Origin of the sequence: Salipiger sp. PrR007 (assembly GCF_010499845.1) — a bacterium.
Classification (GTDB): domain Bacteria; phylum Pseudomonadota; class Alphaproteobacteria; order Rhodobacterales; family Rhodobacteraceae; genus Salipiger; species Salipiger pacificus_A.
Genome location: NZ_JAAGOZ010000017.1, coordinates 117,153 through 140,195, shown reverse-complemented (window position 1 = coordinate 140,195; position 23,043 = coordinate 117,153). Strand labels below are relative to the sequence as shown.

Below are 23,043 nucleotides of genomic sequence, written 5' to 3'. Positions count from 1 at the left end.
CGGTATTTGCGGTTTTCATTTCGCTGCCGCTGCGTATAGTCGCGGCCATGATGACCCTTGGCCATATCCCCGCTGCTGCACGTGCATTCCGCGCGCCGGTTGCGCTTGGCCTGCGTCTAGTCCTAATCCGCCTCTGAGCGCGCATCTCGGCGCGACCGCTCAGAGGAGGACCGTTTCGCGCCGGCGAACCCTTTCTAGGACGACGATTCAAGAGATCCGAAAAATGACAGACCAAGCCAAAGACCGCGTGTACATCTTCGACACGACCCTCCGTGACGGCGAGCAGTCGCCCGGCGCGACCATGACCCACGACGAGAAGCTCGAGATCGCCGAGCTGCTCGACGAGATGGGGGTCGACATCATCGAGGCGGGCTTCCCGATCGCCTCCGAGGGCGATTTCCGCGCCGTCTCAGAAATCGCCGAGCGCTCGAAGAACGCGGTGATCTGCGGCCTTGCCCGGGCGCAGCTCAACGACATCGACCGCTGCTGGGAGGCGGTGAAACACGCCAACCGCCCGCGCATCCACACCTTCATCGGCACCTCGCCGCTGCACCGTGCCATCCCGAACCTCACCATGGACGAGATGGCCGAGCGCATCCACCAAACGGTGACCCACGCCCGCAACCTCTGCGACAACGTGCAATGGTCGCCCATGGATGCGACCCGGACCGAGCATGACTATCTCTGCCGCGTGGTCGAGATCGCCATCAAGGCGGGCGCCACCACGATCAACATCCCCGACACCGTGGGGTACACCGCGCCGGTGGAATCGGCCGAGCTGATCCGCATGCTGATCGAGAAGGTGCCGGGCGCCGACGAGATCATCTTCGCGACCCACTGCCACAATGACCTCGGCATGGCGACGGCGAACAGCCTCGCCGCCGTCGAGGCCGGCGCGCGGCAGATCGAATGCACCATCAACGGCCTTGGCGAGCGGGCGGGCAACACCGCGCTCGAAGAGGTGGTGATGGCGCTCAAGGTGCGCGGCGACATCATGCCGTTCGAGACCAAGATCGACACCCGCAAGATCATGCACATCTCGCGCCGCGTCGCGACGGTCTCGGGCTTCCCGGTGCAGTTCAACAAGGCGATCGTCGGCAAGAACGCCTTTGCCCACGAGTCGGGCATCCACCAGGACGGCATGCTCAAGAACAAGGAAACCTTCGAGATCATGCGCCCCGAGGACGTGGGTCTCGCAGGCACCTCGCTGCCGCTCGGCAAGCACTCGGGCCGCGCCGCGCTCCGCGCCAAGCTCAAGGACCTCGGCGTCGACGTTGGTGACAACCAGCTCAAGGACATCTTCGTGCGGTTCAAGGACCTTGCCGACCGCAAGAAGGAGGTCTTCGACGAGGACATCCTCGCGCTGGTGACGGCGGCGATGACCGATGGCGCCGATCACCTCGAAATCGTCTCGCTCAAGGTCGTCTGCGGCACCGGCGGGCCGGCCGAGGCAACGCTCGAGATGGAAGTTGGCGGCGAGGAGAAATCCTGCGTCATGGAAGGCGACGGCCCCGTTGACGCCACCTTCAAGGCAGTGCGGGCACTCTATCCCAACGAGGCGCGGCTGCAGCTCTACCAGGTGAACGCGGTGACCGAGGGCACCGATGCGCAGGCAACCGTCTCGGTGCGCCTCGAAGAGGACGGCAAGATCGCCACCGGCCAGTCGGCGGATACCGATACGGTTTATGCGTCTGCCAAGGCCTATGTGAACGCGCTCAACCGACTGCACGTGCGCCGCAGCAAGACCGGCACCGACCAGAAGGAAATCAGCTACAAGGAATTTGGCTGAGTCCCCTGCAGCCATCGGCTGACAGGTCCCTGTCGTGACAGATCAAAGCCCGCTCCCTTTGGAGCGGGCTTTTTTCTGGCGGTCCGGCAACGGCGCGCGGGGACTTTCTGCGCAACGACTGGACGCGCTGCGCTCAGGCGAAATGCCCGTCGAAGAGCACCGCATGCAGGGGCTGGCCGTGGTCACCTTGTCCGTCGGGAGCGGCGGGGTACTCGGGGGCGTGATGCGACGCGACCTCATGGGGATGGTCGATGTCGCCCTGCACCTTCCAGATGGCGTCTCCGTCGAAAAGTGCCCCATGCAGCGCCGCGTACTGGTTTTCGAGCAACATCAGCTCTTCCTGCGCCAGAGCCTCCTGCCCGTGCTGCACCGGGCTGCCCGCCGCGTCGTGGCTGGCGAAGTCGAAGCCCGGGGGCTCGTCCTCATCCGCCAACATCTCTTCGAGAAAGGCACGCCCGGCATCGGAGGGTCCCGCGCCCTCGGCGCCCGTCGCGCCCTGCGGCGCGAAAGGATGCGGCACTGGGTCGCTCCGCGGGACATGTCCGCTGGACTCGAGCCCCATGTCCTCGAGCGGGCCATCGACGGAGAGCTGCATGATCTCGGGCAGGCGCTCCGCCCAGCCGATCCGCCAGCTTTCGGCGTAGCCCGCCTCGGCAGGCAGCGCCGCGGTCTCTTCGGGCGCATGATGCGAGTCGAACCAATACCCGATGCTGATCACCGCGTTGCGCAGCCCGCGCACGCTTCCATCGGCCTCGCCGCGCAGCAGCGCCAGTTTCGATTTCCGGCCCTGCGCCTGAAGCGCCTGCTCATGGGCATGAGCGTGTTCGGCGAGCGCATCTTCGACCCGCGCCTCGTCCAGCGCGTCACCCCGCGCCGCGATCGCCTCATACCCAAAGACCCCGGCCGCGATGCCGGCATCGACGCGCGCCAGGTCCTGAGCCGCAAAGTCGTAATGGGCGCCGTTGCCCGTTCCCCAGGCCTGCCAGGACGACAGGCCGCGCTCCAGTGTCCGCTCCATGGGTCACCCTCATCCGCTTCGTTGCGATGCCGCCACATTCGCGCAAACGCGGGGCGGAAAGGGTGCGGAAGAATGGCGGGAAAACGGAGACTCCCGGCGTTTTTAAGAGAATGCGAGCAGGCGCCGCGCGACGGAGGGACTCAGCCCTCCTTGGCCTGAAGCTCCGCAAGGATCGCTGCCAGACCCACCCGCCAGTCCGGACGCGGCAGGCCGAAGGCGGCCTCGGTCGCGCTGTTGTCGAGGCGCGAATTGGCCGGGCGCTTCGCCGGGGTCGGGAACTCGGAGGTCGGGATATCGACCACCTCGCAGGAGATCCCCGACTGGGCGAAGATCTCGCGGGCAAAGTCGGCCCAGCTCACGTCGGGGGCGCCCGAGAGGTGGTAGGTGCCCGACTTCTCCGGCGCCTTGATGAGCTGGCCCGCCGCGGCGAGGCAGAGCTCGGCGATGTCCGCCGCCGGGGTCGGCCCGCCGATCTGGTCGGCGACGATGGTCAGCCTGTCGCGTTCGGCGCCGAGCTTCAGCATGGTCTTCACGAAGTTCTTGCCGTGGGCCGAAACCACCCAGCTGGTGCGGATGATCGCATGCGGACCGCCCGCGGCGCGCACCGCCTCCTCGCCCGCCAGCTTGGTGCGGCCATAGGCGCCGAGCGGCGCGGTGGGCGCATCCGGCACAAACGGCTGATCGCCGGTGCCGTCGAAAACGTAATCGGTCGAGATGTGGATGAAGGGGATGCCGAGGTCGGCACAGGCCTGCGCCATGGCGCCCGGCGCCTCGCCGTTGACCCGCGCGGCGGTGATCTCGTCGCTCTCTGCCTGGTCGACGGCGGTATAGGCGGCGGCGTTGATCACCACGTCGGGGGCCTCGGCCCGCACCGCCTCGGCGCAATCGGCCGGGTCGGTAAGGTCGACGTCCTGGCGGGACAGTGAGACGACGGGGGCGCGGCGCTCGATCTCGCGCGCGACTTGCCCCGTCGATCCGAACATCAGAATTCGCATGATCTACCCGTGTCTTGAATATCTAGGAAATGCTGTCCCGGCGGCTCAGAGCATCGCCGGCACGACCTGATCCGGCGGGCGGTGCCCGTCGGCGAAGGTCTTGACGTTGATGATCACCTTCTCGCCCATCTCGATGCGCCCCTCGAGCGTCGCCGAGCCCATGTGCGGCAGCATCGCGACGTTCGGCATGTTAACCAGCTCGGGGTTGCCCTTGATCTTGTGCTGGTACACGTCGAGCCCGGCACCGCCCAGCTCGCCCGCCTTGAGCATCCGGGTCAGCGCCGATTCGTCGATCACCTCGCCGCGCGAGGTGTTGATCAGCACAGCCGACGGCTTCATCAGCCGCAGCCGGCGGGCGTTTAGCAGGTGGAAGGTCGAGGGGGTGTGCGGACAGTTGACCGAGACCACATCCATCCGCGCCACCATCTGGTCGAGACTCTCCCAATAGGTCGCCTCGAGCGCCTCCTCGGTCTCTTCTCGCAGGCGGCGGCGGTTGTGGTAGTGGATCTGCATGCCGAAGGCCGAGGCGCGCCGCGCCACCGCCTGGCCGATCCGCCCCATCCCGAGAATGCCGAGCCGCTTGCCGCCAAGCCGCGTGCCGAGGAAGGCGGTCGGCGCCCAGCCGGCCCAGTTGCCCTCCTGCATCGTGGCGAGCCCCTCCTGCATGCGGCGCATCACCGCCAGCATCAGCCCCATCACCATATCGGCGGTATCGTCGGTCATCACCCCCGGCGTGTTCGACACCATGATGCCCCGCGCCCGGGCGGTTTCCACGTCGATGTGATCGACGCCCGCGCCATAATTGGCGATCAGCTTGAGTCGCGGTCCGGCCTGGGCGATCAGCCCGGCGTCGATCTGGTCGGTCAGAGTCGGCACCAGGACGTCGGCCTCGGCCATTGCCGCGGTCAATTCCGCGCGAGTCATCGCGAGGTCGTCGGTGCGCAATTTGACGTTGAAAAGCTCGCTCAGGCGGGTTTCCACCACCTCCGGCAAACGTCGCGTCACGACAACAGTCAGGCGTTTCTGCGGCATTCCGGTCAGGGCCTCCCTTTCCTTACGCTCTTTGCTTTGGCACACTGTCGCAAGCATGCACGGGGCACAAGAACCCCGGCGTAAAATCTCGAGCAGGACAGACACGATGGTCAGGACTTCTGTGTTGGCGGGGCTGCTTGCCGCCCTGCTCTGCGGCACGGCCGCGCAGGCGGCCGAAGAGCGCGGGCCGGTCACCAACCTGCCGTTGCCGCGCTACGTGTCGCTGAAGACCAACGAGGGCAACGCCCGGCGCGGCCCCTCGCTCACCCACCGCATCGACTGGGTCTACACCCGGCGGGACATGCCGCTCGAGATCATCGCCGAATATGGCCATTGGCGCCGGGTGCGCGACAAGGACGGCATGGGCGGCTGGATCCATTACGCGCTGCTGTCGGGGGTGCGCACGGTGCTTGTCGAGCAGGACATGCTCGAGCTGCACCTGCGCCCCGATCCGGACGCCCCGGTCGAGGCCAAGCTGGCGGTCGGGGTGATCGCCCATCTCGAGCATTGCGAGAAAGACTGGTGCGAACTGTCCGCCGGCGGCTACGACGGTTGGGCGCCGAAGTCCGCGGTTTGGGGCGTCAAGGCGGACGAGATTCTCGAATAGCCCCGCTCAGGGCTGCCAGCGGTAGAGCACGTCGAAAGGTTCTTCGCCCACGGCCTCGAAACCGCAGGCGCGGTAGAAGCGGTTCGCCGGGCTGCCCTTGAGCGCCATGAGCCGGATCGGCACGCCCGCCGCCCGCGCGTCGTCCTGCAACTCCGTGATGACCCTGCGGCCAAGCCCGAGGCCGCGCGCTTGCGCGGCAAGGTAGAGATGGTCGAGATAGTGCTCCTCCGGCCGCCGGCGCAGGACGAAAAAGCCGGCAAGCTGATCGCCCTGCAGCAGAACCACCGTCTCCGCCGGATCGAAGCTGTCGAGGAACCGCCGCCGCACGCGCAGCGGGTCGTAGCGCCCCAGCGCCTCGAGGCTCGGGCGCATCGCCTCGGCCCGCAGCTCGGCGAGCGGCGGCGCGTCCGAAGGCGTGGCGATACGGCGCGTGATCTGCATGTGCTCCGGTCCTCTTGCGAAAGGTGCCTTTCCATAGCGGCGCGGCGCGGGCACGCAAACGGCAAACCGCCGCTTTCGAGCCCTCTGCCCAAGCTGCGGCGCCGCCCGTCCCGCGCTGACGAGTCGCTGCGCCGTCGCGACGGGCCATCTGTGCCCCGGGCACGACCGCTCCTGCCGCGCCGCGCCATTGGACAAGCCGGCGATTGCGGGATAACACGCGGGCATCTCAAGATCAGGGATCCCCATGTCCGAAACCCCTTCCGACATCGCCCGCAGGGTGCTGGCCACCGAGACCGAGGCGCTGGTCCGGCTCTCCGACGAACTGCCCGCGGAGTTCGACGCCGTGGTCTCTCTGTTGCTGAACATCCGTGGCCGGGTCATCGTCTCCGGCATGGGAAAGTCCGGCCATGTCGCCGCGAAAATCGCCGCGACGCTGGCCTCGACCGGCACCCCGGCGCAATTCGTCCACCCCGGCGAGGCCAGCCATGGCGATCTTGGCATGATCACCTCGGCGGATGCGGTGATCCTGATCTCCAATTCCGGCGAGACCCGAGAGCTGGCTGACATGATCGGCTACTGCGCGCGCTTCTCGATTCCGATGATCGCCATCACCAAGCGCGCAGAGAGCACGCTGGCGACCGCCTCCGATCACATCCTGCTGCTGCCCGACGCCCCCGAGGCCTGCGCCATCGGCATGGCGCCCACCACGTCGACGACGCTCTGCATGGCGCTCGGCGACGCGCTGGCCGTGGCGCTGATGAGCAACCGCGGCTTCGGCCGCGACAGCTATGCACATTTCCACCCCGGCGGCTCGCTCGGCGCGGCGCTGCTGCGGGTCTCGGCGGTGATGCACAAGGGCGACGAGCTGCCCGTGGTCAGCCCGACCACCCCGATGAGCGAGGCGCTGGTGGTCATGTCGCAGAAAGGCTTCGGCGTCGCGGCGGTGGTCACCGAGGGCCGTGTCGCGGGCATCATCACCGACGGCGACCTGCGCCGCAACATGGAGGGGCTGCTCGAGCGCCGCGCGGGAGAGGTTGCCACGCCCGGCCCGCTGGTCACCCAACCCGACACCCTGCTTACGGAGGCACTCGGCGTGCTCAACGCGAAGAAACGGACGGTCCTTCTGGTGGTCGACGAGGCCGAGCGCCTCGTCGGGCTGCTGCACATCCACGACGCGCTGCGGGCAGGTGTGGCATGAGCGCGGTCATCTTCATCCCCGCCCGCTACGCCTCGTCCCGCTACCCGGGCAAGCCGCTGGTCGAGCTGACCGGTGCCACCGGCGAGAAGAAGAGCCTGATCCAGCGCGCCTGGGAGGCCGCCCTGACCGTCGAGGGCGTCTCGGCGGTTTACGTGCTGACAGATGACGACCGCATCGCCGATGCGGCGCGCGGCTTTGGCGCCGAGGTGCTGATGACCTCCTCCGAGGCCCGCAATGGAACCGAGCGCTGTGCCGAGGGTGTGGCGCAGTTGGACGGCGCGCCGGAGATTGTCATCAACCTGCAGGGCGACGCACCGCTGACCCCGCCGTGGTTCATCGAGGCGCTGATCGCCGCGATGCAGGATCGGTCGGTCGAGATGGCCACCCCGGTGCTGAAGACCGACCCGGAGACCCTGGCCAACTTCGTCACCGACCGCCACGCCGGCCGCGTCGGCGGCACCACCGCGGTGATGCGCCACGACGGCACCGCGCTCTACTTTTCGAAAGAGGTGCTGCCCTACGTCGGCAACCTCGAAACCCCGCCCGAGGTCTGGCACCATGTCGGCGTCTACGGCTACCGCCCCGACGCGCTGCGCCGCTACGCCGCCTGGAACGAGGGCCCGCTCGAGCGCGCCGAGGGGCTCGAGCAACTGCGCTTCCTCGAGAACGGAACGCCGGTCACCTGCGTGCCCGTCGAGGCGCGGGGCCGGGTGTTCTGGGAGCTCAACAACCCCGTCGACGTGGCCCGTATCGAGGCCGTTCTGAAGAAGGAAGGCATCGCATGACCGCCCAGGAACCCGTCCGGAGTCCCGCCATGAAACCCGTCGCCGTCAAATCCGTCACCTTCGCCAATGACGCGCCACTGGCGCTGATCGCCGGGCCGTGCCAGCTGGAAAGCCTCGAGCATGCGCGCATGCTGGCCGAAAAGATCGCCGCCGCCGCCGAGGCCGCGCGCACCCCGTGGGTGTTCAAGGGCAGCTTCGACAAGGCCAACCGCTCCTCGCTCTCGGGCAAGCGCGGCATCGGCATGGAGGCGGGGCTGTCGATCCTGTCGCAGATCGGCGCCGAGTTCGGCGTGCCGGTGCTCACCGACATCCACACCGCCGAGCAATGCAGCGCGGTGGCGCAGGCCGTGGACATCCTGCAGATCCCCGCGTTTCTGTCGCGCCAGACCGACCTTTTGCTGGCGGCGGGCGAGACCGGTGCGGCGATCAACGTGAAAAAGGGCCAGTTCCTGGCACCTTGGGACATGGCGAACGTGGCGGACAAGATCGCCAGCACCGGCAACGAGCGGCTGCTGCTGTGCGAGCGCGGCGCGAGCTTCGGCTACAACATGCTGGTCTCGGACATGCGCGCGCTGCCGATCATGGCGGAAACCGGCTACCCGGTGGTCTTCGATGCCACCCATTCGGTGCAGCTGCCGGGCGGACAGGGGACGTCGTCGGGAGGCCAGCGGCAATACGTGCCGACGCTGGCCCGCGCCGCCGTGGCCGTGGGCTGCGCGGCGGTCTTCATCGAAACCCACGAGGATCCGGACAACGCCCCCTCGGACGGGCCGAACATGGTACCCGTGGACCGGCTCGGCGCGCTGCTGACGACGCTGCGCGCGCTCGACGAGGTGGCAAAAGGGGCGTAAGCGCCCCGCCCTCTCTGCTAGCGGAAGAGCTGCAGCACCAGCGGCGCGATGAGCCCGGTCAGCACCGCGTTCATCCCCATGCCAATCCCGGCAAAGGCCCCGGCTGTCGGATGCACCTGCAGCGCCCGCGCGGTGCCGACGCCATGCGCGGCAACCCCGGTGGCAAAGCCGCGCCCGCGCCAGTCGCGCAGCCCCAGCGCGTTCAGCATCGGCGTCACGGCGATCGCCCCGATCATCCCGGTCAACAGCACCAGCACCGCGGTCATCGACGGATCGCCGCCGAGCTTTTCCGAGATGCCGATTGCCACCGGCGCAGTCGCCGACTTTGGTGCCAGCGAGGCCAGAAGCCCGAAGTCGGCCCCCAGCATCCAGGCCAGCCCCAGCGCCGAGACCACGGCGGTCAGCGAGCCCGCCAGCAGCGCCAGCGCCATGGGCAGCGCCGCCTTGCGCACCCGCCGCAGGTTGGCATGCAGCGGCAGCGCCAGCGACACCGTCGCCGGGCCGAGCATGAAGTGGACGAACTGCGCGCCCTCGAAATAGGTCTCATAGGGCGTGCCCGTCGCCAGCAGCAGCGCCCCCAGTGCGATCACCGACAGCAGCACCGGGTTGAACCAGGGCTTGCCATGCGAAAGACGGAAGATGCGGTCGCCGATCCAATAGGCGACCAGCGTGGCGGTGAGCCAGAGAAGCGGCCCGCTCTCGAGATAGGACCAGATCAGCAGCGGGTCGGTCATGCCTCCTCCTCCTCGTCGACGTTGCCGGTGCGCCGCGCCACATGCTCGAAGGTCAGCGCCCCGACGCAGATCGCCAGAAGCGTCGAGCCGATCAGCGACACGCCGATCGCCAGCGCGTGGGCCGAGAGCTCGGACAGGCGCGCCACCGCCCCCACGCCCACCGGCACGAAGAGCAGCGAGAGGTTCTGCAGCAGGAAGCTCGCCACCGGCCGAATAAGCGCGAGGAGCCGCTCCGAGAGCGCCATGCCAATGACCAGCGCCACCATGGCAAGCACCGGGCCAGGCAGCGGCAGGCCGAAGATGCGCGAGATCACCTCGCCGCAGAGCTGGAAGAGCAGAAGGACGATGATACCGGAGACGATGGCGGGCATGGGGCGGACCTCTTTGCGGTGGGAGCTTTCCGCAACCTGCGTCTGCCGCGAAGACAAGTCGAGAGGCCGTAGTCGACGCGCGCCCGAAACCCGCGCCCCTTACATGCTTCACCCCCGGCACCTCCAGCATCCCGCCTCGGAGAGCGGCACCCTGCCTTTTTGGTTTCCAGACCCGAAATCCCAAGGACGTCCACCCAGCGGATGGGGGCAGAGCCCCCCTCTTCCAGTTCCAGCGCGCCCATGGGGCGCGGTGGCAAAGATCACAACCCGGGCGGCATAAAACGAAAAAGGCCACCCGCGACGGGTGGCCTTTTCTCTTGTCCGGCCTTCGGAGCGCGCTCCGGAAAGACCGTGGTGCCGCTGAAGGGACTCGAACCCCCGACCCCATCATTACGAATGACGTGCTCTACCAGCTGAGCTACAGCGGCACTGGTGGGCGGCCTCTTAGCACCGAGGCCGCCGCAGGAAAAGGCCTATTTTGCCTTCTCGTGTTCAACCGCGCCGTGGCTGCCTTCCGCCGTGTCTTCAACGGTCTCGGCATCCGGCACGTCCCGCTTCAGGTCAGGAGACGTCTCTGCGCTGTCGAGCGGGTCCGCCGGCGTCTCGGGCGTCGGCGTCAGCACCTCGTGCGCCTCTTCCGCCTCGGTCGCGGCCTCGGCCTCGGCGCTGCGGTCCTCGAGCGAGCCGATGATCAACGGCAGCATCTCGGCCCCGGCGGGGGCGACGTCGGACTGCGGCGGGCTGCGCCAGCTCAGCGTATCGAAGCCCTCGCAATTGGCGCAGACCGGCACCCATTCGCCGTGGATGTGGTTGCACTTGTCGCAGACCCACTGCGGGCCGCGCGGCGCCAGCAGCGCCTTTGCCAGCCAACCGCGCACCACCGGTTCGGCCGCGCCCTCGCCCTTGGCGATGGCCGCCATGACGGTGAGCACGCGGGCATCGGGCTCGGTCTCGGCGAGGTTGCCCACGGCGCGGCGTGCCTCGGGAAAGTCCTCGGCGGCGAGCGCCAGCTCGGCCTTGAGCAGCTTGGTCTCGCGGTGCTCGGGGTTGATCGAGGTGAGCGTGCCAAAACGCTTCATCCGGGCCGACGGGGTCTCGTCCGGGGCGATCTCGGCGAAGGCGGCGGCCAGGTCCGGGTGCGGCTGAACCGACCATGCCTTCTTGAGGATGCGGGTCGCCAGCTTGGGCTTGTCCTGCGCGATATAAGAGCGTGCCGCCATGGCCGCGCCGGGGATCAGGTCGGGCGAGCCCTTCGACGCAGCGATGGCCGCCTCGCGGGCCTCGATCGGCTTGTCCTCGTCCATGATGTCCTTGGCTTCCGACAGCGCCAGGACGGCGTCTCGGCGGCGGTAGACATCGCGCGGCAGGGCGCCGTGCTTGAGCTTGGCCGAGAGCGTCTTGCGCGCGCCCTGCCAGTCATGTTTCGAGGCTTGCAGCTGCAGAAGCAGATCCTGGATTTCCTCGTGCTTGGGCTTGAGCGCAAAGGCGCGCTCGGCCAGCTTCAGCGCCGTGTCCGTGTCGCCCTTGGCCAGCTTCTGCTTCATCATCCCGCGGATGCCGACGAAGCGGGTCTGCTCGTTGGTGATGAGCTTCTTGTAAACTTCCTCGGCCTTGCGGGTGTCGCCGGTCATCTCGGCGGCCTGCGCGGTCAGCAGTTGCGTCAGCTCGGGCTTGTGCAGGTAGCGCTCGGCTTTCTGCGCCTTGGCCATGGCGAGCTTGCCCTCGCCCGAGGCCAGCGCCAGCAGCCCTTCGGACATCGCCTGATACCCTTTGCGCTCGCGGTTGCGGTCGAAATAGCGCGACAGCGCCGTATCGTCGCCGTTGATGAACTTCAGGATGGCGATGAGCAGCGAGACCAGCTTGAAGACCACCCACAGCACGAAGACCAGCACGATGGCGGCAATCACCGACTGCAGCGGCCCGAGGGTGAATTCCATTCCGCCGGCGGTGACCTGCACCCCGCCCGAGCTTTCCATCAGGTAGCCGGCCCCGAGGGTCAGCCCCGCCACAACGGCGACGAAGAGAACGATTTTCAGAAGTGACCAAAGCATGAAAACGATCCCTTACCCTCAGTTCTGGTTCAGTGTCTGTGCGACGGCATCGGCGCCGTCGAGCGCCGCCTTGCGCGCCTTGGCGCGGGCGGTCCAATCGGCCAGCTCGGCCTGCGCCGGTTCCGGCAGAGCCGCAAGCTCGCTCAGCACGGTGCCAAGATCCGCCGATCGCAGCGCCGCCTCGGCGCGCGAGAGGACGGCGTCGGGGTCGTCCCCCTCGCGCGGCTCAACCGAGCGGGCGCCAAGCTGGTTGGCGAAGAAAGTGGTGACCCGGCTGGCGGTATCCTCGGTGGTGGCCTCGGCCCGGCGGGCCGCCGAAAGCGCATCGCGCGCTGCGGGCGGGAAATCGGCCACCAGCGCAGCCTGGGTCGGTGCACCCTCGTCCGCGGAAGCGGCCAGCCCATCGGGGACGTTCACACCATTTGTCTGCAGCACCTGCAGCGCCTCGGCGTAGGGCGCGCCATCGCGCAGCGCGGTGTTGATGTCGGACAGCGCGGTGCGCGACTTGGCCAGCATCGCCTGATCCGAGGCGCTCTGCTGCGCCGCCATGGCGTCCTGGGTCATCTGCTCGACCTCGGCGCGCTGCGTCTCGATCGCGGTGCGCACGTCGGCAAGCGCCTTCTCGTAGGCGGCCATGGCCTCGGGCGAGACCGATTCCGACAACCACTGGTTCTGCATGCTCTCGATGCGGGACTGCAACTGCGCCACCTGCTCGGTGAGCGTCGCGGCAGAGCCCTCGGCGGCCTGCATCCGCGCGCCGAGATCGGCGGTGGAACTCTCGAGCCCGGAAAGGTCGATGCCGCCCACCTGCGCCGCGGTCTCGGCAACCGTGCCGCTCAGCGCGTCGATCTTCTCGGATTGCTCTGCCAGAGAGGCCGCGGTCTGCGCCTCGAACGCGTCGCCGCCGTCGCCGAAGGGGTAACTCCCGGACTGGTAGCTCGAGGCGCCCCAGCCAAGCGCCGCGGCGAGGATGCCGCCAAGCGCCATCGGCACGAAGCCCCCCTTGCGCTCGACCACCGTCTCGCGGACGACCTCGCGCGGCGGCACAGCGGCGGCCGGCGCGGAGGTGTCGGTCCGTGCCGCGAGGCTATCGTCGCCCTCGGCGATCAGCGTGTCGGCGTCCTTGCCCACATCGGTGTCGCTGTCGAGCTCGACCGCCTCGCCCACCGAGTGGATCGATTCCATCGAACTGGCAGGCTCCTGCGCCGCCGTATCCTGCGCAACCGTGTCCTCGGCCTCGGCGCTGAGGAGCGAGTCCTCGGTCACGAAGGTGTCGGTGCCCTCGGTGCTTGCGATCGTGTCGGGCGCGTCGCCGGCAAGCGTATCGTCCGCGTCGGCCTCGAGACTCTCGGCCCCGGCGGCGTTTTTCACCTCGTCCCCGAGCGTGTCCTCGCCTTCGGGCGCGGCACTGTTATCCGCCGGCGCGGTGTCGGTGCCTTCGGCCGTCTCATCGAGGGTGGCCTCGGTCTCGGGGGAGGACTGCCCCTCCTCCGGCTTGTCCTTGGCGTCGTCTAGAGGCTTCTTCTTGTCGGCCACGCGGTCCACCCTTTCAATCTGTCGCTTGCGGATCCTCTGCGGATCTCGCGTCACTTTCATAACTTTTCACGGACCCGACGCGCTCCACAAGCGATCGCGCGCATTCTAGGAGCTTTTCCACCGACTTACGCATAAGCCCGGCGTCGGGTCGCAAAACAATCTCTGAGTCGAGAACATAGAGGCCGGAGAGGGCCGCTTCCACCTCCGCGCTCATATATGCGGCGAAAAGCGGCGCGGTAGCGTTAACGTCCCGCGCAGCCGCGGCAAAGAGCGCGGCGCTGCGGGGTGAAAAAAGCGGCACGACCACCGGGAGTTGTCCGCGCAGCGCAGAGACCGCCTCGGCGCTGAGCGGCCGAGTCGGCTGGTCGTAAATAACCGCCTCGGCGCAGGGCTGACCGGCCGCGGTGAGTCGCGCGGCAAGATCGCCCCGCGCATGGGTGCCGCGCGGATGCAGCAGCGCGCCGCCGGGCGACTCGCCTAGAACCAGCGCCAGAAGTGCCTCGGCATCGCCCTGTGCGACGCGCGGGGTCATCCCGATCAGCCGCGCCGCGCGGGCCGTCGCCTCGCCCACGGCATAGCACAGCGGCAGCGGCGTACCCCCCAGTTCGGCATAGGCGCGCACGCCGCTTGCAGAGGTGAAAACGAGCCCGGTAACTCCCGCGAGCTCGGGCAGCGGGCCGGTGGTCTCGACCTCGATCAGCGGGCTGAGGATCGGCGTGAACCCCGAAACGCCGTCGTCACGAAGCTCGCCGAGAAAACGCGCGGAGGCCGCGCGCGGGCGGGTGAGCAGCAGGAGGGGCTGGGAATCTGGCATCCTTGCTCCGGGATTGGAGGGCTCGGGATTGTGAGGACCCTGCTCTGGTGGTAGCTGCAGGACCAAAGGGATGCAACGGATGTGCCGATGCCGGAACTGACGATCCTCGGGCTGGAAAGCAGCTGTGACGACACCGCCGCCGCCGTGTTGCGCGGGCAAGAGATCCTGTCCTCGGTGGTGCTCGGCCAGAACGAGCTGCACGCGGCCTTTGGCGGCGTGGTGCCCGAAATTGCCGCCCGCGCCCACGCCGAGAAGCTCGATCTGGCCATCGAACAGGCGCTGGTGCAGGCCGGGGTGCCGGTGACCGAGCTCGATGCCATCGCGGTGACCGCGGGCCCCGGTCTGATCGGCGGCGTGCTCTCGGGCGTGATGATGGGCAAGGGCATCGCGGCGGCCACCGGCAAGCCGCTGATCGGGGTGAACCACCTTGCCGGCCACGCGCTGACGCCGCGGCTGACCGACGGGCTCGCCTATCCCTATCTGATGCTGCTGGTCTCGGGCGGGCATTGCCAGTTCCTGATCGTGCGCGGCCCGCAGGCCTTCAAGCGGCTCGGCGGCACCATCGACGACGCGCCCGGTGAGGCTTTCGACAAGACCGCCCGCCTGCTCGGGCTGGCGCAGCCCGGCGGCCCCTCGGTCGAGGAGGCGGCGGAATCCGGCGACGAGACACGTTTCCGTTTCCCACGTCCGCTGCTCGACCGCGAGGGCTGCGATCTGTCCTTCTCGGGGTTGAAGACCGCGCTGCTGCGCCTGCGCGACAAGCTGATCGAGGAGCAGGGCGGGCTTCACCGGCAGGACGTGGCCGACCTCTGCGCCGGTTTCCAGGCGGCGGTGCGCGACGTGCTGGCCGAGAAGACCCGGCGCGCGATGCGGCTCTATCTCGCGGAAACTCCCGCCGAGCCGGCGCTGGCCGTGGCCGGGGGCGTTGCCGCCAACAAGGCCCTGCGCGGCGCGCTGGAAGGTCTCTGCGAAGAGCATGGGGTGGCCTTCACCGCCCCGCCGCTGCGGCTTTGTACCGACAATGCGGCGATGATCGCCTATGCCGGCGGCGAGCTTCTGGCGGCCGGGGAAGTGTCTGACATGACCCTTGCCGCGCGTCCACGCTGGCCACTCGACAAGACCGCCGCGCCGCTGCTCGGCTCGGGGAAAAAAGGGGCAAAGGCATGATTGGCGTTCTGGGCGCGGGTGCCTTTGGCACGGCGCTGGCCGTGGCGCTGGCGCAGGACGGCCGGAAGGTGATGCTCTGGGGCCGCGACGCGGACACCATGGGCGCGATGGCGCAAAGCCGCCAGACCGCCCGCCTGCCCGGGGTGACCCTGCCTGAAGGGATCGAGGTCACCGCCGATCTCGCCCGCGCCTCGACCGCCGAGACGCTGCTGCTCGCGGTGCCGATGCAGACGCTTTCGTCCGTATTGGGGTCGATTGCCCAGCCGCTCGAGGGGCAGAAGCTGGTCGCCTGCTGCAAGGGCATCGATCTGGCGACCGGCGAGGGGCCGAGCCATGTGATCGCCCATTCCAAGCCCGGCGCCCTGCCCGCAATCCTCACCGGCCCGAGCTTTGCCGCGGACATTGCCCGCGGCCTGCCGACAGCGCTGACGCTGGCCTGCGCAGACGCCGAGGCGGGGCTGGTGCTGCAGCACGTGCTCTCGACCAAGACGCTGAGGCTCTACCGCAGCACGGATGTCACCGGTGCCGAGGTCGGCGGCGCCCTGAAGAACGTCATGGCCATCGCCTGCGGCGCCTGCATCGGCGCCGGCTTCGGCGACAGCGCCCGTGCCGCGCTGATGACCCGTGGCTTTGCCGAGATGACCCGGCTTGCGGTACATCTGGGAGCAAAATCAGAGACGATCACGGGGCTTTCGGGCCTTGGCGACCTGGCGCTCACGTGCACTTCGGAGTTGTCGCGCAACTACCGCTACGGCCAGGCGCTCGGCCGCGCCGAGGGATTCGACCCCTCGGTCACCGTCGAGGGCGCCGCCACTGCCCGCGCCGTCGCCGCGCTCGCGGCGCGTGACGGACTCCCCATGCCGGTCTCGGGCGTTGTCGCCGCGCTGACCGAAGGCAAAGTCACCATCGCCGAGGCTCTGGAAGAGCTTCTGTCTCGACCCCTGAAGGAGGAATGACCATGCTCGTCGCGCTTTTCGCCAAGGACAAACCCGGTGCCCTGCAGATCCGCAAGGATACCCGTGCGGAACATCTCGCCTACATCGAACGCACCGGCGTGGTCGCACAGGCGGGACCGCTGCTGGATGACGCCGGCGAGATGGCCGGCAGCCTGGTCATCCTCGACGTCGCCGACATGGCCGCGGCGCAGGACTGGGCCGACAAGGATCCCTATGCGCTGGCCGGCCTCTTCGAGAGCGTCACGCTGACCGCGTGGAAAAAGGTCATCGGGTGACCAGATGAGATACTGGCTCTTCAAGTCCGAGCCCTCGACCTGGTCCTGGGAGGACCAGCTCGCGAAGGGCGACGCGGGCGAGGAATGGGACGGCGTCCGCAACTACCAGGCCCGCAACTTCATGCGCGAGATGAAACTCGGCGACCGCGGCTTCTTCTACCACTCGCAGAGCGAGAAGGCGGTTGTCGGCATCATCGAGATCTGCGCCGAGGTGCACCCCGACAGCAAGGCCGATGACCCGCGCTGGGAATGCGTGGACATCAAGGCTGTCGAAACGCTGCCGAGCCCGGTCACGCTCGATGAAGTCAAGGCAGACCCGGCCCTCTCGGAGATGGCGCTGATCAAGCAGTCGCGCCTGTCGGTGCAGCCGGTGACCGAGGCCGAGTTCTTGCACATCTGCGCCAAGGGCGGGCTGAAGGCCTGATCCGGCGCTGAGGCCGCTTGGCAGCGCTTGGGCCGGACGGGAGTCGCGGACGGTCTGAGAATACCGGCACCGGAAGCAACGCGCGCCGCTTCACCACGCAAACAGGGGTCCGCCAAGAGCCGGACCCCTGTACCACCCCGCGTGCTCCCACGCACGTTTCGGAGAAACTGGACCCGACCGTTCTGGCCGAGCCTAGAATGTCGCATGGCCGCGCCCTGGGCGCAAAGCGGTAGTGTTTAGAATTCTAGCGACCCGCCCTCAGGCGTAGGCGCCTTCCTTGCCGAAATGCTTCACCAGCAGGTAGTAGACCACCGCCCGGTACTTGTTGCGCTCGGAGCGCCCGTAGGTATCGACCACGGCATTGATCGCCTCCATCAGTTCCGGCCCGTCCTCGAGCCCCAGCTTCTTGACCAGAAAGTTGTCCTTCACGGTCTCCAGCTCGTGCGCTTCGCTGGCGGCAACGGTCGAGGCATCGGTATCGTAGATCGACGGACCGCAGCCGATGGTGACCTGGGTAAGCAGATCCATGTCTGGCTCCGTGCCGCATTTCTCGCGCAGGTCCGCGGCATATTTCTCGATAAGATCGTCTCGCTTGCCCATCTCACTCTCCTCCTGAACTGGGTCTTCCTGCGCGCCGGGCGCAGCTTTTCCTGACCAGACTATAGTCCCCCTTGATTGTTGATAAAGAGAGGAAAATCGTTCTGTTTTTCTGCACAGCGCGTACTCGCGTCATGGCGTTAAACTTTTTTTAGTGACAAAGCCGTGATGCCGCCCGCAGCATGGGCGGGGGAGTGCAAGGATTGGCAGACCCGGATAACGGGCATCGCCCTGTGCTCTCAAACGCAGAAACCCGGGGAATTCCAATGGCAACAGAGACGTTTGTCGTCGCCTACGAGAACAAGGAAGGTGATGACGGTCTGCTCGATTATGCAATCGCGCGGGCCAAGAAGGACGATGCGGCCTTGCTGCTTGTCCATATCCTTGAATGGTCGCCCTACAAGTTCCTGACACCTCAGGAAATCGAGGAGCGCCACGCCCGCCGCAAGCAGGAAATGGCGCGGGCCAGGGAGGTGATGCTCGATCCGGCGCTCGCCAAGGTGCACGCCGCCGGGCTCGAGGGCGACTGCCGCATCCGCTACGGATCGGTGGTCGAGCTGGTGGCCGAGATCGCGTCTGAGGCGGGCGCGAGCATGATCTTCGTCGGCAGGTCCGGCACGCAGTCCATGGCCGCACGCATCTTTGGATCGGTGCCCCTTGGCCTTGCGCAGGTCGCCCCCGTGCCAACCGTCATCGTGCCCTGAGCCGCTGGAGACCCGTCATGAAACCCATTCAAATCGCCCTTCGCGTCGGCCTTCCGGCCCTCGGCGCGACGCTCGCCGCCCTTCCCGTCCAAGCGCAGGAGGCGGCGCAGACCCTCGACGATCGGATCAACGAGGTTGTCGGCCGCTTTACCACCCCCTTCGTCAACTTCATCTTCGCCCCCTTCCCCGGCACATCCTTCCCGTGGATCGTGCTCTGGCTGGTGGTCGCGGCGACGATCTTCACGCTCTATTTCGCCTTCGTGCAGTTCCGCGCCTTCCCGCATTCGATCGCGCTGGTGTCAGGCAAGTATTCCGATCCCGATGACGCCGGCGAGGTCAGCCACTTCCAGGCCCTCGCCACGGCGCTTTCGGGCACGGTCGGTCTCGGCAATATCGCCGGTGTGGCCGTGGCCGTGTCGATCGGCGGACCCGGCGCGACCTTCTGGATGATCCTCGCGGGTCTCATGGGGATGGCGTCCAAGTTCACCGAATGCACGCTTGGCGTGAAATACCGCAATGAATACGCCGACGGCACCGTCTCGGGCGGACCGATGTACTACCTCAGCAAGGGCATGGCGGAGCGCGGGTTTGCCGGCTTCGGCAAGGTGTTGGCGATCTGCTTCTCGATCGTCTGCGTGCTCGGCTCGCTGGGCGGCGGCAACATGTTCCAGGCCAACCAGGCGCATGCGCAGCTTGCCAATATCATCGGCGACTACCCGGGCTGGATCACCGGTGTGATCTTCGCGGCCATCGTCTTTGCGGTGATCATCGGCGGCCTGAAAAGCATCGCCCAGGTCACCGAGAAGATCGTTCCCTTCATGGGCGTGCTCTACGTCGGCACGGCGCTGATCATCATCTTGATGAATTATGACCGGATCGGCTGGGCACTTGGCCAGATTTTCGACGGCGCCTTCACCGGGCTCGGCGTCGCGGGCGGGCTCGTCGGCGCGCTGATCCAGGGCTTCAAGCGGGCGGCCTTCTCGAACGAGGCGGGCGTCGGCTCTGCGGCCATCGCCCACTCGGCGGTGCGCACCAAGGAGCCGATCACCGAGGGGTTCGTGTCGCTGCTCGAGCCTTTCATCGACACGGTGGTGATCTGCACCATGACCGCGCTGGTCATCGTGATCACCGGCGTGCTGCAAGTGGACGCGGAGACCGGCCAGTACATCTGGAACGCCGAGCTGGGCCGTGTCGAGACCCTGGGCGACGTCTCGGGCGTGGCGCTGACCTCGGCGGCCTTCGGATCCGCCATCTCGTGGTTCCCCTACGTGCTGGCGCTGGCGGTGATCCTCTTCGCCTTCTCGACGATGATCTCCTGGAGCTACTACGGGCTCAAGGCCTGGACCTACATGTTCGGCGAAGGCAAGTTCCAAGAGGTGAGCTTCAAGGTCCTGTTCTGCATCTTCGTCATCATCGGCGCGGCGATGAACCTCGGCCCGGTGATCGACTTCTCGGATGCGGCGATCTTCGCGATGGCGCTCTTCAACATCGTCGGCCTCTACTTCCTGATGCCGATCGTGAAGGCCGAGATGAACAGCTACATGAGCCGGCTGAAGTCGGGCGAGATCAAGCGCTACGCCTGAGCCCCGACACGACACGGCACGACACGACGGAACACGAAGGGGGCGCCGAAAGGCGCCCCCTTTTTGCGTGGAACAGAGCCTTACTTCGCGGCCAGCAGTTCCGGAACCTCGAGCAGGATGAACTCGTTGTGCGCCGCCTCGCCCGGCACGCGCCCGCCCGAGAAAGGCAGGTTGTTGTCGTTGGCGACCAGGATGTGGGTCTCGTCCACCGCGATCACGTCCTCGATGGTGAAGAAGGGGAAGCTGAAGTGATCGCCGCCCGCGCCCATGCCCTCGAGCGCCTTGGCATCGGGGTCGGCGATGTTCAGCAGGTCGATCTGGCCAATGCGGCGGATGAAGCCCTCTTCGTCGGTGTCGCTCATGTCGACCAGCACGATGTTCTTCACCTTGGCGGGGTTCGGATAGCACTCGGCGGTCTCGGTCGCACCCTCGGCGCAGGCCTGCGTCATGTCGCCCTCGCCGTTGTCTCGCTCGATGACCAGCGCGCGGGTCTCGTCGATGAAGTTGAAATCACCGATCGCCGTGGCACCCTCGGCAAGCTGGAACTTCACGCTCTCACCGGTCCATTCCCCTGCTTTAGGGTCGAAAGCGATGACCCGCAGGAAGGGCCCCTCGGTTTCACCGCCCTCGATCAGGATCGGCTTTTCCAGCATCGCCCAAAGCAGGTCCGTGCCCGGTTGCAGCGCCATGCCCTCGTAGCCGCCCGAGCGCTGCACCTGGTAGTCGGTGCCCGCAGTCGCGGGGACAAAAACGCTGTAAGTGTCGGGGCCATGAAGCTCCTTGCCGTCGAGCTCGGTGGCAAAGACATCTTTCACCACGCCGTCCAGCCCGGCGCGGATGATGTAGGGGCCGAACTCGTCGCCGATCCAAACGTCACCGTCCAGCACCTGGATCGACTCCGTGTCGAAGTCGGCGCCAGTCAGATAGCGGCTCTCGGTGCCTTCATAGGCAATGCGGAAGGGCACCTTGTGGTCCGGGTCCGACAGGAAAATCGTCTCGCGGCGCTCGACCGTGCCGGTCTCGAAATCCGGCGCCATGCGGTGGAAGAACAGCATGGCGTCGGGCGAGTTGCGCTTCGAGCCGAAGCCGTTGTCGGTCAGCGTGTAGAAGCTGCCGTCCTCGGCGCGGGTCATGGCAAAACCCGACATGCCCTGCACCGGCTGGCCGATGAAGGGCAGCGAGATGCCGGTGCCGTGGTTGCCGTAGGTCTTGCCGGTGTTGCCCTCGACGCTCATCGCTTGGCCGTTGCGCGCGGCGCCGGTGAACTTGCCGGAGAGCCAGGCGTCGCGCGGCGCATCCGCCGGCGGCTCGACCAGCGACAGGGCGGGCAGGTAGGCGTGACCGGCGAGCTTGGCCGGAAAGATCTCCTGGGCCGTGGCGGGCGCGGCGGCCGCGCTGGCGAGGGCGAGAAGGGAAAGCGAAAGGCGCATCGGGAACTCCTCGTGGATGCATTGATGCGCCGCTGCTACGGACATTGCGTAACGCTCACGTGGCCGTGATGTGACGCTCCGGTGAAACCCGGCGCCCTGTCATCTTTGCCCGGGTATTCCCGCCGGAGGCATCGGCACGCCCTCAAATGCGAAACGCCCCACCGAACGGCGGGGCGTCTGCAAAATAGCCTGAAACAGACCCTAACTCAGTAGCGGTAGTGCTCGGGCTTGAACGGCCCTTCCGGCGTCACGCCGATATAGGCCGCCTGCTCGGTCGAGAGCGTGGTCAGCTTGGCACCGACCCGATCGAGGTGCAGCCGCGCCACTTTCTCGTCGAGGTGCTTGGGCAGGATGTAGACCTTGTTCTCGTATTGGTCGCCGTTCTTGTAGAGCTCGATCTGCGCCAGCACCTGGTTGGTGAAGGAGGCCGACATCACGAAGCTCGGGTGACCGGTGGCATTGCCGAGGTTCAGCAGGCGGCCTTCCGACAGCAGGATGATCTTGTTGCCCGAGGGCATCTCGATCATGTCCACCTGGTCCTTGATGTTGGTCCACTTGTGGTTCTTCAGCGAGGCCACCTGGATCTCGTTGTCGAAGTGGCCGATGTTGCCGACGATGGCCATGTTCTTCATCTCGCGCATGTGCTCGATGCGGATCACGTCCTTGTTGCCGGTGGTGGTGATGAAGATGTCGGCGTCGGCAACGACGTCCTCCAGCAACACCACCTCGAAGCCGTCCATCGCCGCCTGCAGGGCGCAGATCGGGTCAGCCTCGGTCACTTTCACGCGCGCACCGGCACCGGCCAGCGAGGCGGCCGAGCCCTTGCCCACGTCGCCGTAGCCGCAGACCACGGCGACCTTGCCCGCCATCATCACGTCGGTGGCGCGGCGGATGCCGTCCACGAGGCTCTCGCGGCAGCCGTACTTGTTGTCGAACTTCGACTTGGTGACGCTGTCGTTGACGTTGATCGCCGGGAAGGGCAGCTGGCCCTTCTTCTGCAGATCATACAGGCGATGCACGCCGGTGGTGGTCTCTTCCGAGACGCCCATGATCGCCTCGCGGGTCTTGGCGAACCAGCCCGGGCTCTGCTCCATGCGCTTCTTGATCTGCGCGTGGATCACCGCTTCCTCTTCCGAGGTCGCCACGCCCAGATCCTCGCCCGCCTCGGCGCGCGCGCCGAGCAGGATGTAGAGCGTCGCGTCGCCGCCGTCGTCGAGGATCATGTTCGCGCCCTCGGGGAACTGGAACGAGCGATCGAGGTAATCCCAGTGCTCTTCCAGCGTCTGCCCCTTTACGGCAAAGACCGGCGTGCCGCCCGCGGCGATCGCGGCGGCGGCGTGGTCCTGGGTCGAGAAGATGTTGCACGAGGCCCAGCGCACGTCGGCGCCCAGCGCCTTCAGCGTCTCGATCAGCACCGCGGTCTGGATCGTCATGTGCAGCGAGCCGACGATCCGCGCGCCCTTCAGCGGCTGCGCCTCGCCGAACTCGGCGCGGCAGGCCATCAGCCCCGGCATCTCGGTTTCGGCGATGTCGAGTTCCTTGCGGCCAAAGTCGGCCAGCGAGATGTCCTTGACGATATAGTCTTCAGCCATGGTCCGGCGCTCCAATTCGAATATCGGGATTGCTGGGCTGGGTAGCATCCCTTGCTATGCCCCGCAACGTGGATCACAGTCTGGCCTAAACGG

At 67.2% G+C, this 23,043-nt stretch carries 23 protein-coding genes and 1 tRNA gene; 11 read left to right on the top strand and 13 right to left on the bottom strand.

The features are described 5' to 3' along the window. Positions 1–223: 223 nt before the first annotated feature. Positions 224–1,789, top strand: coding sequence for a 2-isopropylmalate synthase (locus tag G0Q01_RS07635; RefSeq protein WP_164198553.1), 1,566 nt, complete (start codon positions 224–226; stop codon positions 1,787–1,789). A 133-nt stretch (positions 1,790–1,922) separates the two neighbouring features. Here G0Q01_RS07635 and G0Q01_RS07630 read toward each other — a convergent pair whose 3' ends face one another. From G0Q01_RS07630 to G0Q01_RS07620, 3 genes are all read right to left on the bottom strand, one after another. Then, complete coding sequence (locus G0Q01_RS07630; protein WP_164213191.1) at positions 1,923–2,807, bottom strand: hypothetical protein; 885 nt, start codon at positions 2,805–2,807, stop codon at positions 1,923–1,925. 140 nt (positions 2,808–2,947) lie between these two features. Next, positions 2,948–3,790, bottom strand: coding sequence for a dTDP-4-dehydrorhamnose reductase (gene rfbD, locus G0Q01_RS07625; protein ID WP_235939827.1), 843 nt, complete (start codon positions 3,788–3,790; stop codon positions 2,948–2,950). Positions 3,791–3,847: 57 nt separating this feature from the next. Further along, positions 3,848–4,834 carry a D-glycerate dehydrogenase gene (locus G0Q01_RS07620; RefSeq protein ID WP_095881881.1) on the bottom strand — a complete coding sequence of 329 codons (987 nt, stop codon included), beginning with the start codon at positions 4,832–4,834 and terminating at the stop codon, positions 3,848–3,850. Positions 4,835–4,940: 106 nt separating this feature from the next. Between G0Q01_RS07620 and G0Q01_RS07615 the strand changes: the two genes are divergently transcribed. Then, positions 4,941–5,441, top strand: coding sequence for an SH3 domain-containing protein (locus tag G0Q01_RS07615; RefSeq protein WP_108964157.1), 501 nt, complete (start codon positions 4,941–4,943; stop codon positions 5,439–5,441). A 6-nt stretch (positions 5,442–5,447) separates the two neighbouring features. On the opposite strand, the gene G0Q01_RS07610 is transcribed toward G0Q01_RS07615, so the two are convergent. Continuing rightward, positions 5,448–5,882, bottom strand: a complete 435-nt coding sequence (locus tag G0Q01_RS07610; RefSeq protein ID WP_203594933.1) for a GNAT family N-acetyltransferase — start codon at positions 5,880–5,882, stop codon at positions 5,448–5,450. Between the two features lie 244 nt (positions 5,883–6,126). Here G0Q01_RS07610 and G0Q01_RS07605 point away from each other — a divergent pair, with 244 nt between their 5' ends. Genes G0Q01_RS07605 through kdsA form a run of 3 tightly spaced genes read left to right on the top strand, consistent with a single transcriptional unit; the run spans position 6,127 to position 8,716 of the window. Next, positions 6,127–7,080 (top strand): SIS domain-containing protein, encoded by a 954-nt coding sequence (locus tag G0Q01_RS07605; RefSeq protein ID WP_108964158.1) that lies wholly within the window; start codon positions 6,127–6,129, stop codon positions 7,078–7,080. Continuing rightward, positions 7,077–7,865: a 3-deoxy-manno-octulosonate cytidylyltransferase gene (locus G0Q01_RS07600; RefSeq protein WP_164213189.1), complete on the top strand. Its 789-nt coding sequence runs from the start codon at positions 7,077–7,079 to the stop codon at positions 7,863–7,865. Before G0Q01_RS07605 ends, G0Q01_RS07600 begins: the two co-directional genes overlap by 4 nt. Before the next feature lie 29 nt (positions 7,866–7,894). Beyond that, on the top strand, positions 7,895–8,716 hold the full coding sequence (kdsA, locus tag G0Q01_RS07595) for a 3-deoxy-8-phosphooctulonate synthase (RefSeq protein ID WP_108967436.1): 822 nt from the start codon (positions 7,895–7,897) through the stop codon (positions 8,714–8,716). A 17-nt stretch (positions 8,717–8,733) separates the two neighbouring features. On the opposite strand, the gene G0Q01_RS07590 is transcribed toward kdsA, so the two are convergent. The 6 genes from G0Q01_RS07590 to G0Q01_RS07565 form a co-directional block, all read right to left on the bottom strand. Then, on the bottom strand, positions 8,734–9,450 hold the full coding sequence (locus G0Q01_RS07590; RefSeq protein WP_108964160.1) for an LrgB family protein: 717 nt from the start codon (positions 9,448–9,450) through the stop codon (positions 8,734–8,736). Next, positions 9,447–9,821, bottom strand: a complete 375-nt coding sequence (locus tag G0Q01_RS07585; protein WP_203594932.1) for a CidA/LrgA family protein — start codon at positions 9,819–9,821, stop codon at positions 9,447–9,449. Before G0Q01_RS07585 ends, G0Q01_RS07590 begins: the two co-directional genes overlap by 4 nt. A gap of 352 nt (positions 9,822–10,173) precedes the next feature. Further along, positions 10,174–10,249 (bottom strand) — tRNA-Thr (locus G0Q01_RS07580). 45 nt (positions 10,250–10,294) lie between these two features. After that, positions 10,295–11,872, bottom strand: coding sequence for a heme biosynthesis protein HemY (locus G0Q01_RS07575; RefSeq protein ID WP_164213188.1), 1,578 nt, complete (start codon positions 11,870–11,872; stop codon positions 10,295–10,297). Between the two features lie 18 nt (positions 11,873–11,890). Then, positions 11,891–13,408 carry a COG4223 family protein gene (locus tag G0Q01_RS07570; RefSeq protein ID WP_164213187.1) on the bottom strand — a complete coding sequence of 506 codons (1,518 nt, stop codon included), beginning with the start codon at positions 13,406–13,408 and terminating at the stop codon, positions 11,891–11,893. Between the two features lie 13 nt (positions 13,409–13,421). Further along, positions 13,422–14,222, bottom strand: a complete 801-nt coding sequence (locus G0Q01_RS07565) for a uroporphyrinogen-III synthase (RefSeq protein ID WP_164213186.1) — start codon at positions 14,220–14,222, stop codon at positions 13,422–13,424. Between the two features lie 87 nt (positions 14,223–14,309). Here G0Q01_RS07565 and tsaD point away from each other — a divergent pair, with 87 nt between their 5' ends. Genes tsaD through G0Q01_RS07545 form a run of 4 tightly spaced genes read left to right on the top strand, consistent with a single transcriptional unit; the run spans position 14,310 to position 17,044 of the window. Beyond that, positions 14,310–15,389: a tRNA (adenosine(37)-N6)-threonylcarbamoyltransferase complex transferase subunit TsaD gene (gene tsaD / locus G0Q01_RS07560; RefSeq protein ID WP_108964163.1), complete on the top strand. Its 1,080-nt coding sequence runs from the start codon at positions 14,310–14,312 to the stop codon at positions 15,387–15,389. Beyond that, on the top strand, positions 15,386–16,345 hold the full coding sequence (locus G0Q01_RS07555; RefSeq protein ID WP_164213185.1) for an NAD(P)H-dependent glycerol-3-phosphate dehydrogenase: 960 nt from the start codon (positions 15,386–15,388) through the stop codon (positions 16,343–16,345). Before tsaD ends, G0Q01_RS07555 begins: the two co-directional genes overlap by 4 nt. Before the next feature lie 2 nt (positions 16,346–16,347). Next, the gene (locus G0Q01_RS07550) at positions 16,348–16,620 is read left to right on the top strand and encodes a YciI family protein (protein ID WP_164213283.1); all 273 of its coding nucleotides are present in this window, start codon (positions 16,348–16,350) and stop codon (positions 16,618–16,620) included. 4 nt (positions 16,621–16,624) lie between these two features. After that, positions 16,625–17,044, top strand: coding sequence for an EVE domain-containing protein (locus tag G0Q01_RS07545; protein ID WP_164213184.1), 420 nt, complete (start codon positions 16,625–16,627; stop codon positions 17,042–17,044). 258 nt (positions 17,045–17,302) lie between these two features. Here the strand turns inward: G0Q01_RS07545 and G0Q01_RS07540 are convergent, their stop codons facing one another. Then, on the bottom strand, positions 17,303–17,644 hold the full coding sequence (locus tag G0Q01_RS07540) for a DUF2853 family protein (protein ID WP_108964167.1): 342 nt from the start codon (positions 17,642–17,644) through the stop codon (positions 17,303–17,305). Between the two features lie 263 nt (positions 17,645–17,907). On the opposite strand from G0Q01_RS07540, the gene G0Q01_RS07535 reads away from it, so the two are divergent. Both G0Q01_RS07535 and G0Q01_RS07530 read left to right on the top strand, forming a co-directional pair. Further along, the gene (locus G0Q01_RS07535; protein ID WP_108964168.1) at positions 17,908–18,345 is read left to right on the top strand and encodes a universal stress protein; all 438 of its coding nucleotides are present in this window, start codon (positions 17,908–17,910) and stop codon (positions 18,343–18,345) included. A 17-nt stretch (positions 18,346–18,362) separates the two neighbouring features. After that, positions 18,363–19,928, top strand: coding sequence for a sodium:alanine symporter family protein (locus G0Q01_RS07530; RefSeq protein WP_108964169.1), 1,566 nt, complete (start codon positions 18,363–18,365; stop codon positions 19,926–19,928). 80 nt (positions 19,929–20,008) lie between these two features. Here the strand turns inward: G0Q01_RS07530 and G0Q01_RS07525 are convergent, their stop codons facing one another. After that, entirely contained in the window at positions 20,009–21,358 is a 1,350-nt protein-coding gene (locus G0Q01_RS07525) for an esterase-like activity of phytase family protein (protein WP_164213183.1), read from the bottom strand. A 206-nt stretch (positions 21,359–21,564) separates the two neighbouring features. Further along, a complete protein-coding gene (gene ahcY, locus G0Q01_RS07520) occupies positions 21,565–22,950 on the bottom strand; it encodes an adenosylhomocysteinase (protein ID WP_108964171.1) in 1,386 nt (461 codons plus the stop codon). Positions 22,951–23,043 lie beyond the last annotated feature (93 nt).

Coding starts and splice junctions, on each gene's coding strand:
- G0Q01_RS07605 (WP_108964158.1), top strand. CDS start 6,127: ATGTCCGAAACCCCTTCCGACATCGCCCGCAGGGTGCTGGCCACCGAG.
- G0Q01_RS07635 (WP_164198553.1), top strand. CDS start 224: ATGACAGACCAAGCCAAAGACCGCGTGTACATCTTCGACACGACCCTC.
- G0Q01_RS07585 (WP_203594932.1), bottom strand. CDS start 9,821: ATGCCCGCCATCGTCTCCGGTATCATCGTCCTTCTGCTCTTCCAGCTC.
- G0Q01_RS07550 (WP_164213283.1), top strand. CDS start 16,348: ATGCTCGTCGCGCTTTTCGCCAAGGACAAACCCGGTGCCCTGCAGATC.
- G0Q01_RS07600 (WP_164213189.1), top strand. CDS start 7,077: ATGAGCGCGGTCATCTTCATCCCCGCCCGCTACGCCTCGTCCCGCTAC.
- G0Q01_RS07530 (WP_108964169.1), top strand. CDS start 18,363: ATGAAACCCATTCAAATCGCCCTTCGCGTCGGCCTTCCGGCCCTCGGC.
- G0Q01_RS07630 (WP_164213191.1), bottom strand. CDS start 2,807: ATGGAGCGGACACTGGAGCGCGGCCTGTCGTCCTGGCAGGCCTGGGGA.
- kdsA (WP_108967436.1), top strand. CDS start 7,895: ATGAAACCCGTCGCCGTCAAATCCGTCACCTTCGCCAATGACGCGCCA.
- G0Q01_RS07615 (WP_108964157.1), top strand. CDS start 4,941: ATGGTCAGGACTTCTGTGTTGGCGGGGCTGCTTGCCGCCCTGCTCTGC.
- G0Q01_RS07535 (WP_108964168.1), top strand. CDS start 17,908: ATGGCAACAGAGACGTTTGTCGTCGCCTACGAGAACAAGGAAGGTGAT.
- G0Q01_RS07555 (WP_164213185.1), top strand. CDS start 15,386: ATGATTGGCGTTCTGGGCGCGGGTGCCTTTGGCACGGCGCTGGCCGTG.
- tsaD (WP_108964163.1), top strand. CDS start 14,310: ATGCCGGAACTGACGATCCTCGGGCTGGAAAGCAGCTGTGACGACACC.
- G0Q01_RS07620 (WP_095881881.1), bottom strand. CDS start 4,834: ATGCCGCAGAAACGCCTGACTGTTGTCGTGACGCGACGTTTGCCGGAG.
- G0Q01_RS07590 (WP_108964160.1), bottom strand. CDS start 9,450: ATGACCGACCCGCTGCTGATCTGGTCCTATCTCGAGAGCGGGCCGCTT.
- G0Q01_RS07540 (WP_108964167.1), bottom strand. CDS start 17,644: ATGGGCAAGCGAGACGATCTTATCGAGAAATATGCCGCGGACCTGCGC.
- rfbD (WP_235939827.1), bottom strand. CDS start 3,790: ATGTTCGGATCGACGGGGCAAGTCGCGCGCGAGATCGAGCGCCGCGCC.
- G0Q01_RS07545 (WP_164213184.1), top strand. CDS start 16,625: ATGAGATACTGGCTCTTCAAGTCCGAGCCCTCGACCTGGTCCTGGGAG.
- G0Q01_RS07525 (WP_164213183.1), bottom strand. CDS start 21,358: ATGCGCCTTTCGCTTTCCCTTCTCGCCCTCGCCAGCGCGGCCGCCGCG.
- ahcY (WP_108964171.1), bottom strand. CDS start 22,950: ATGGCTGAAGACTATATCGTCAAGGACATCTCGCTGGCCGACTTTGGC.
- G0Q01_RS07610 (WP_203594933.1), bottom strand. CDS start 5,882: ATGCAGATCACGCGCCGTATCGCCACGCCTTCGGACGCGCCGCCGCTC.
- G0Q01_RS07575 (WP_164213188.1), bottom strand. CDS start 11,872: ATGCTTTGGTCACTTCTGAAAATCGTTCTCTTCGTCGCCGTTGTGGCG.
- G0Q01_RS07565 (WP_164213186.1), bottom strand. CDS start 14,222: ATGCCAGATTCCCAGCCCCTCCTGCTGCTCACCCGCCCGCGCGCGGCC.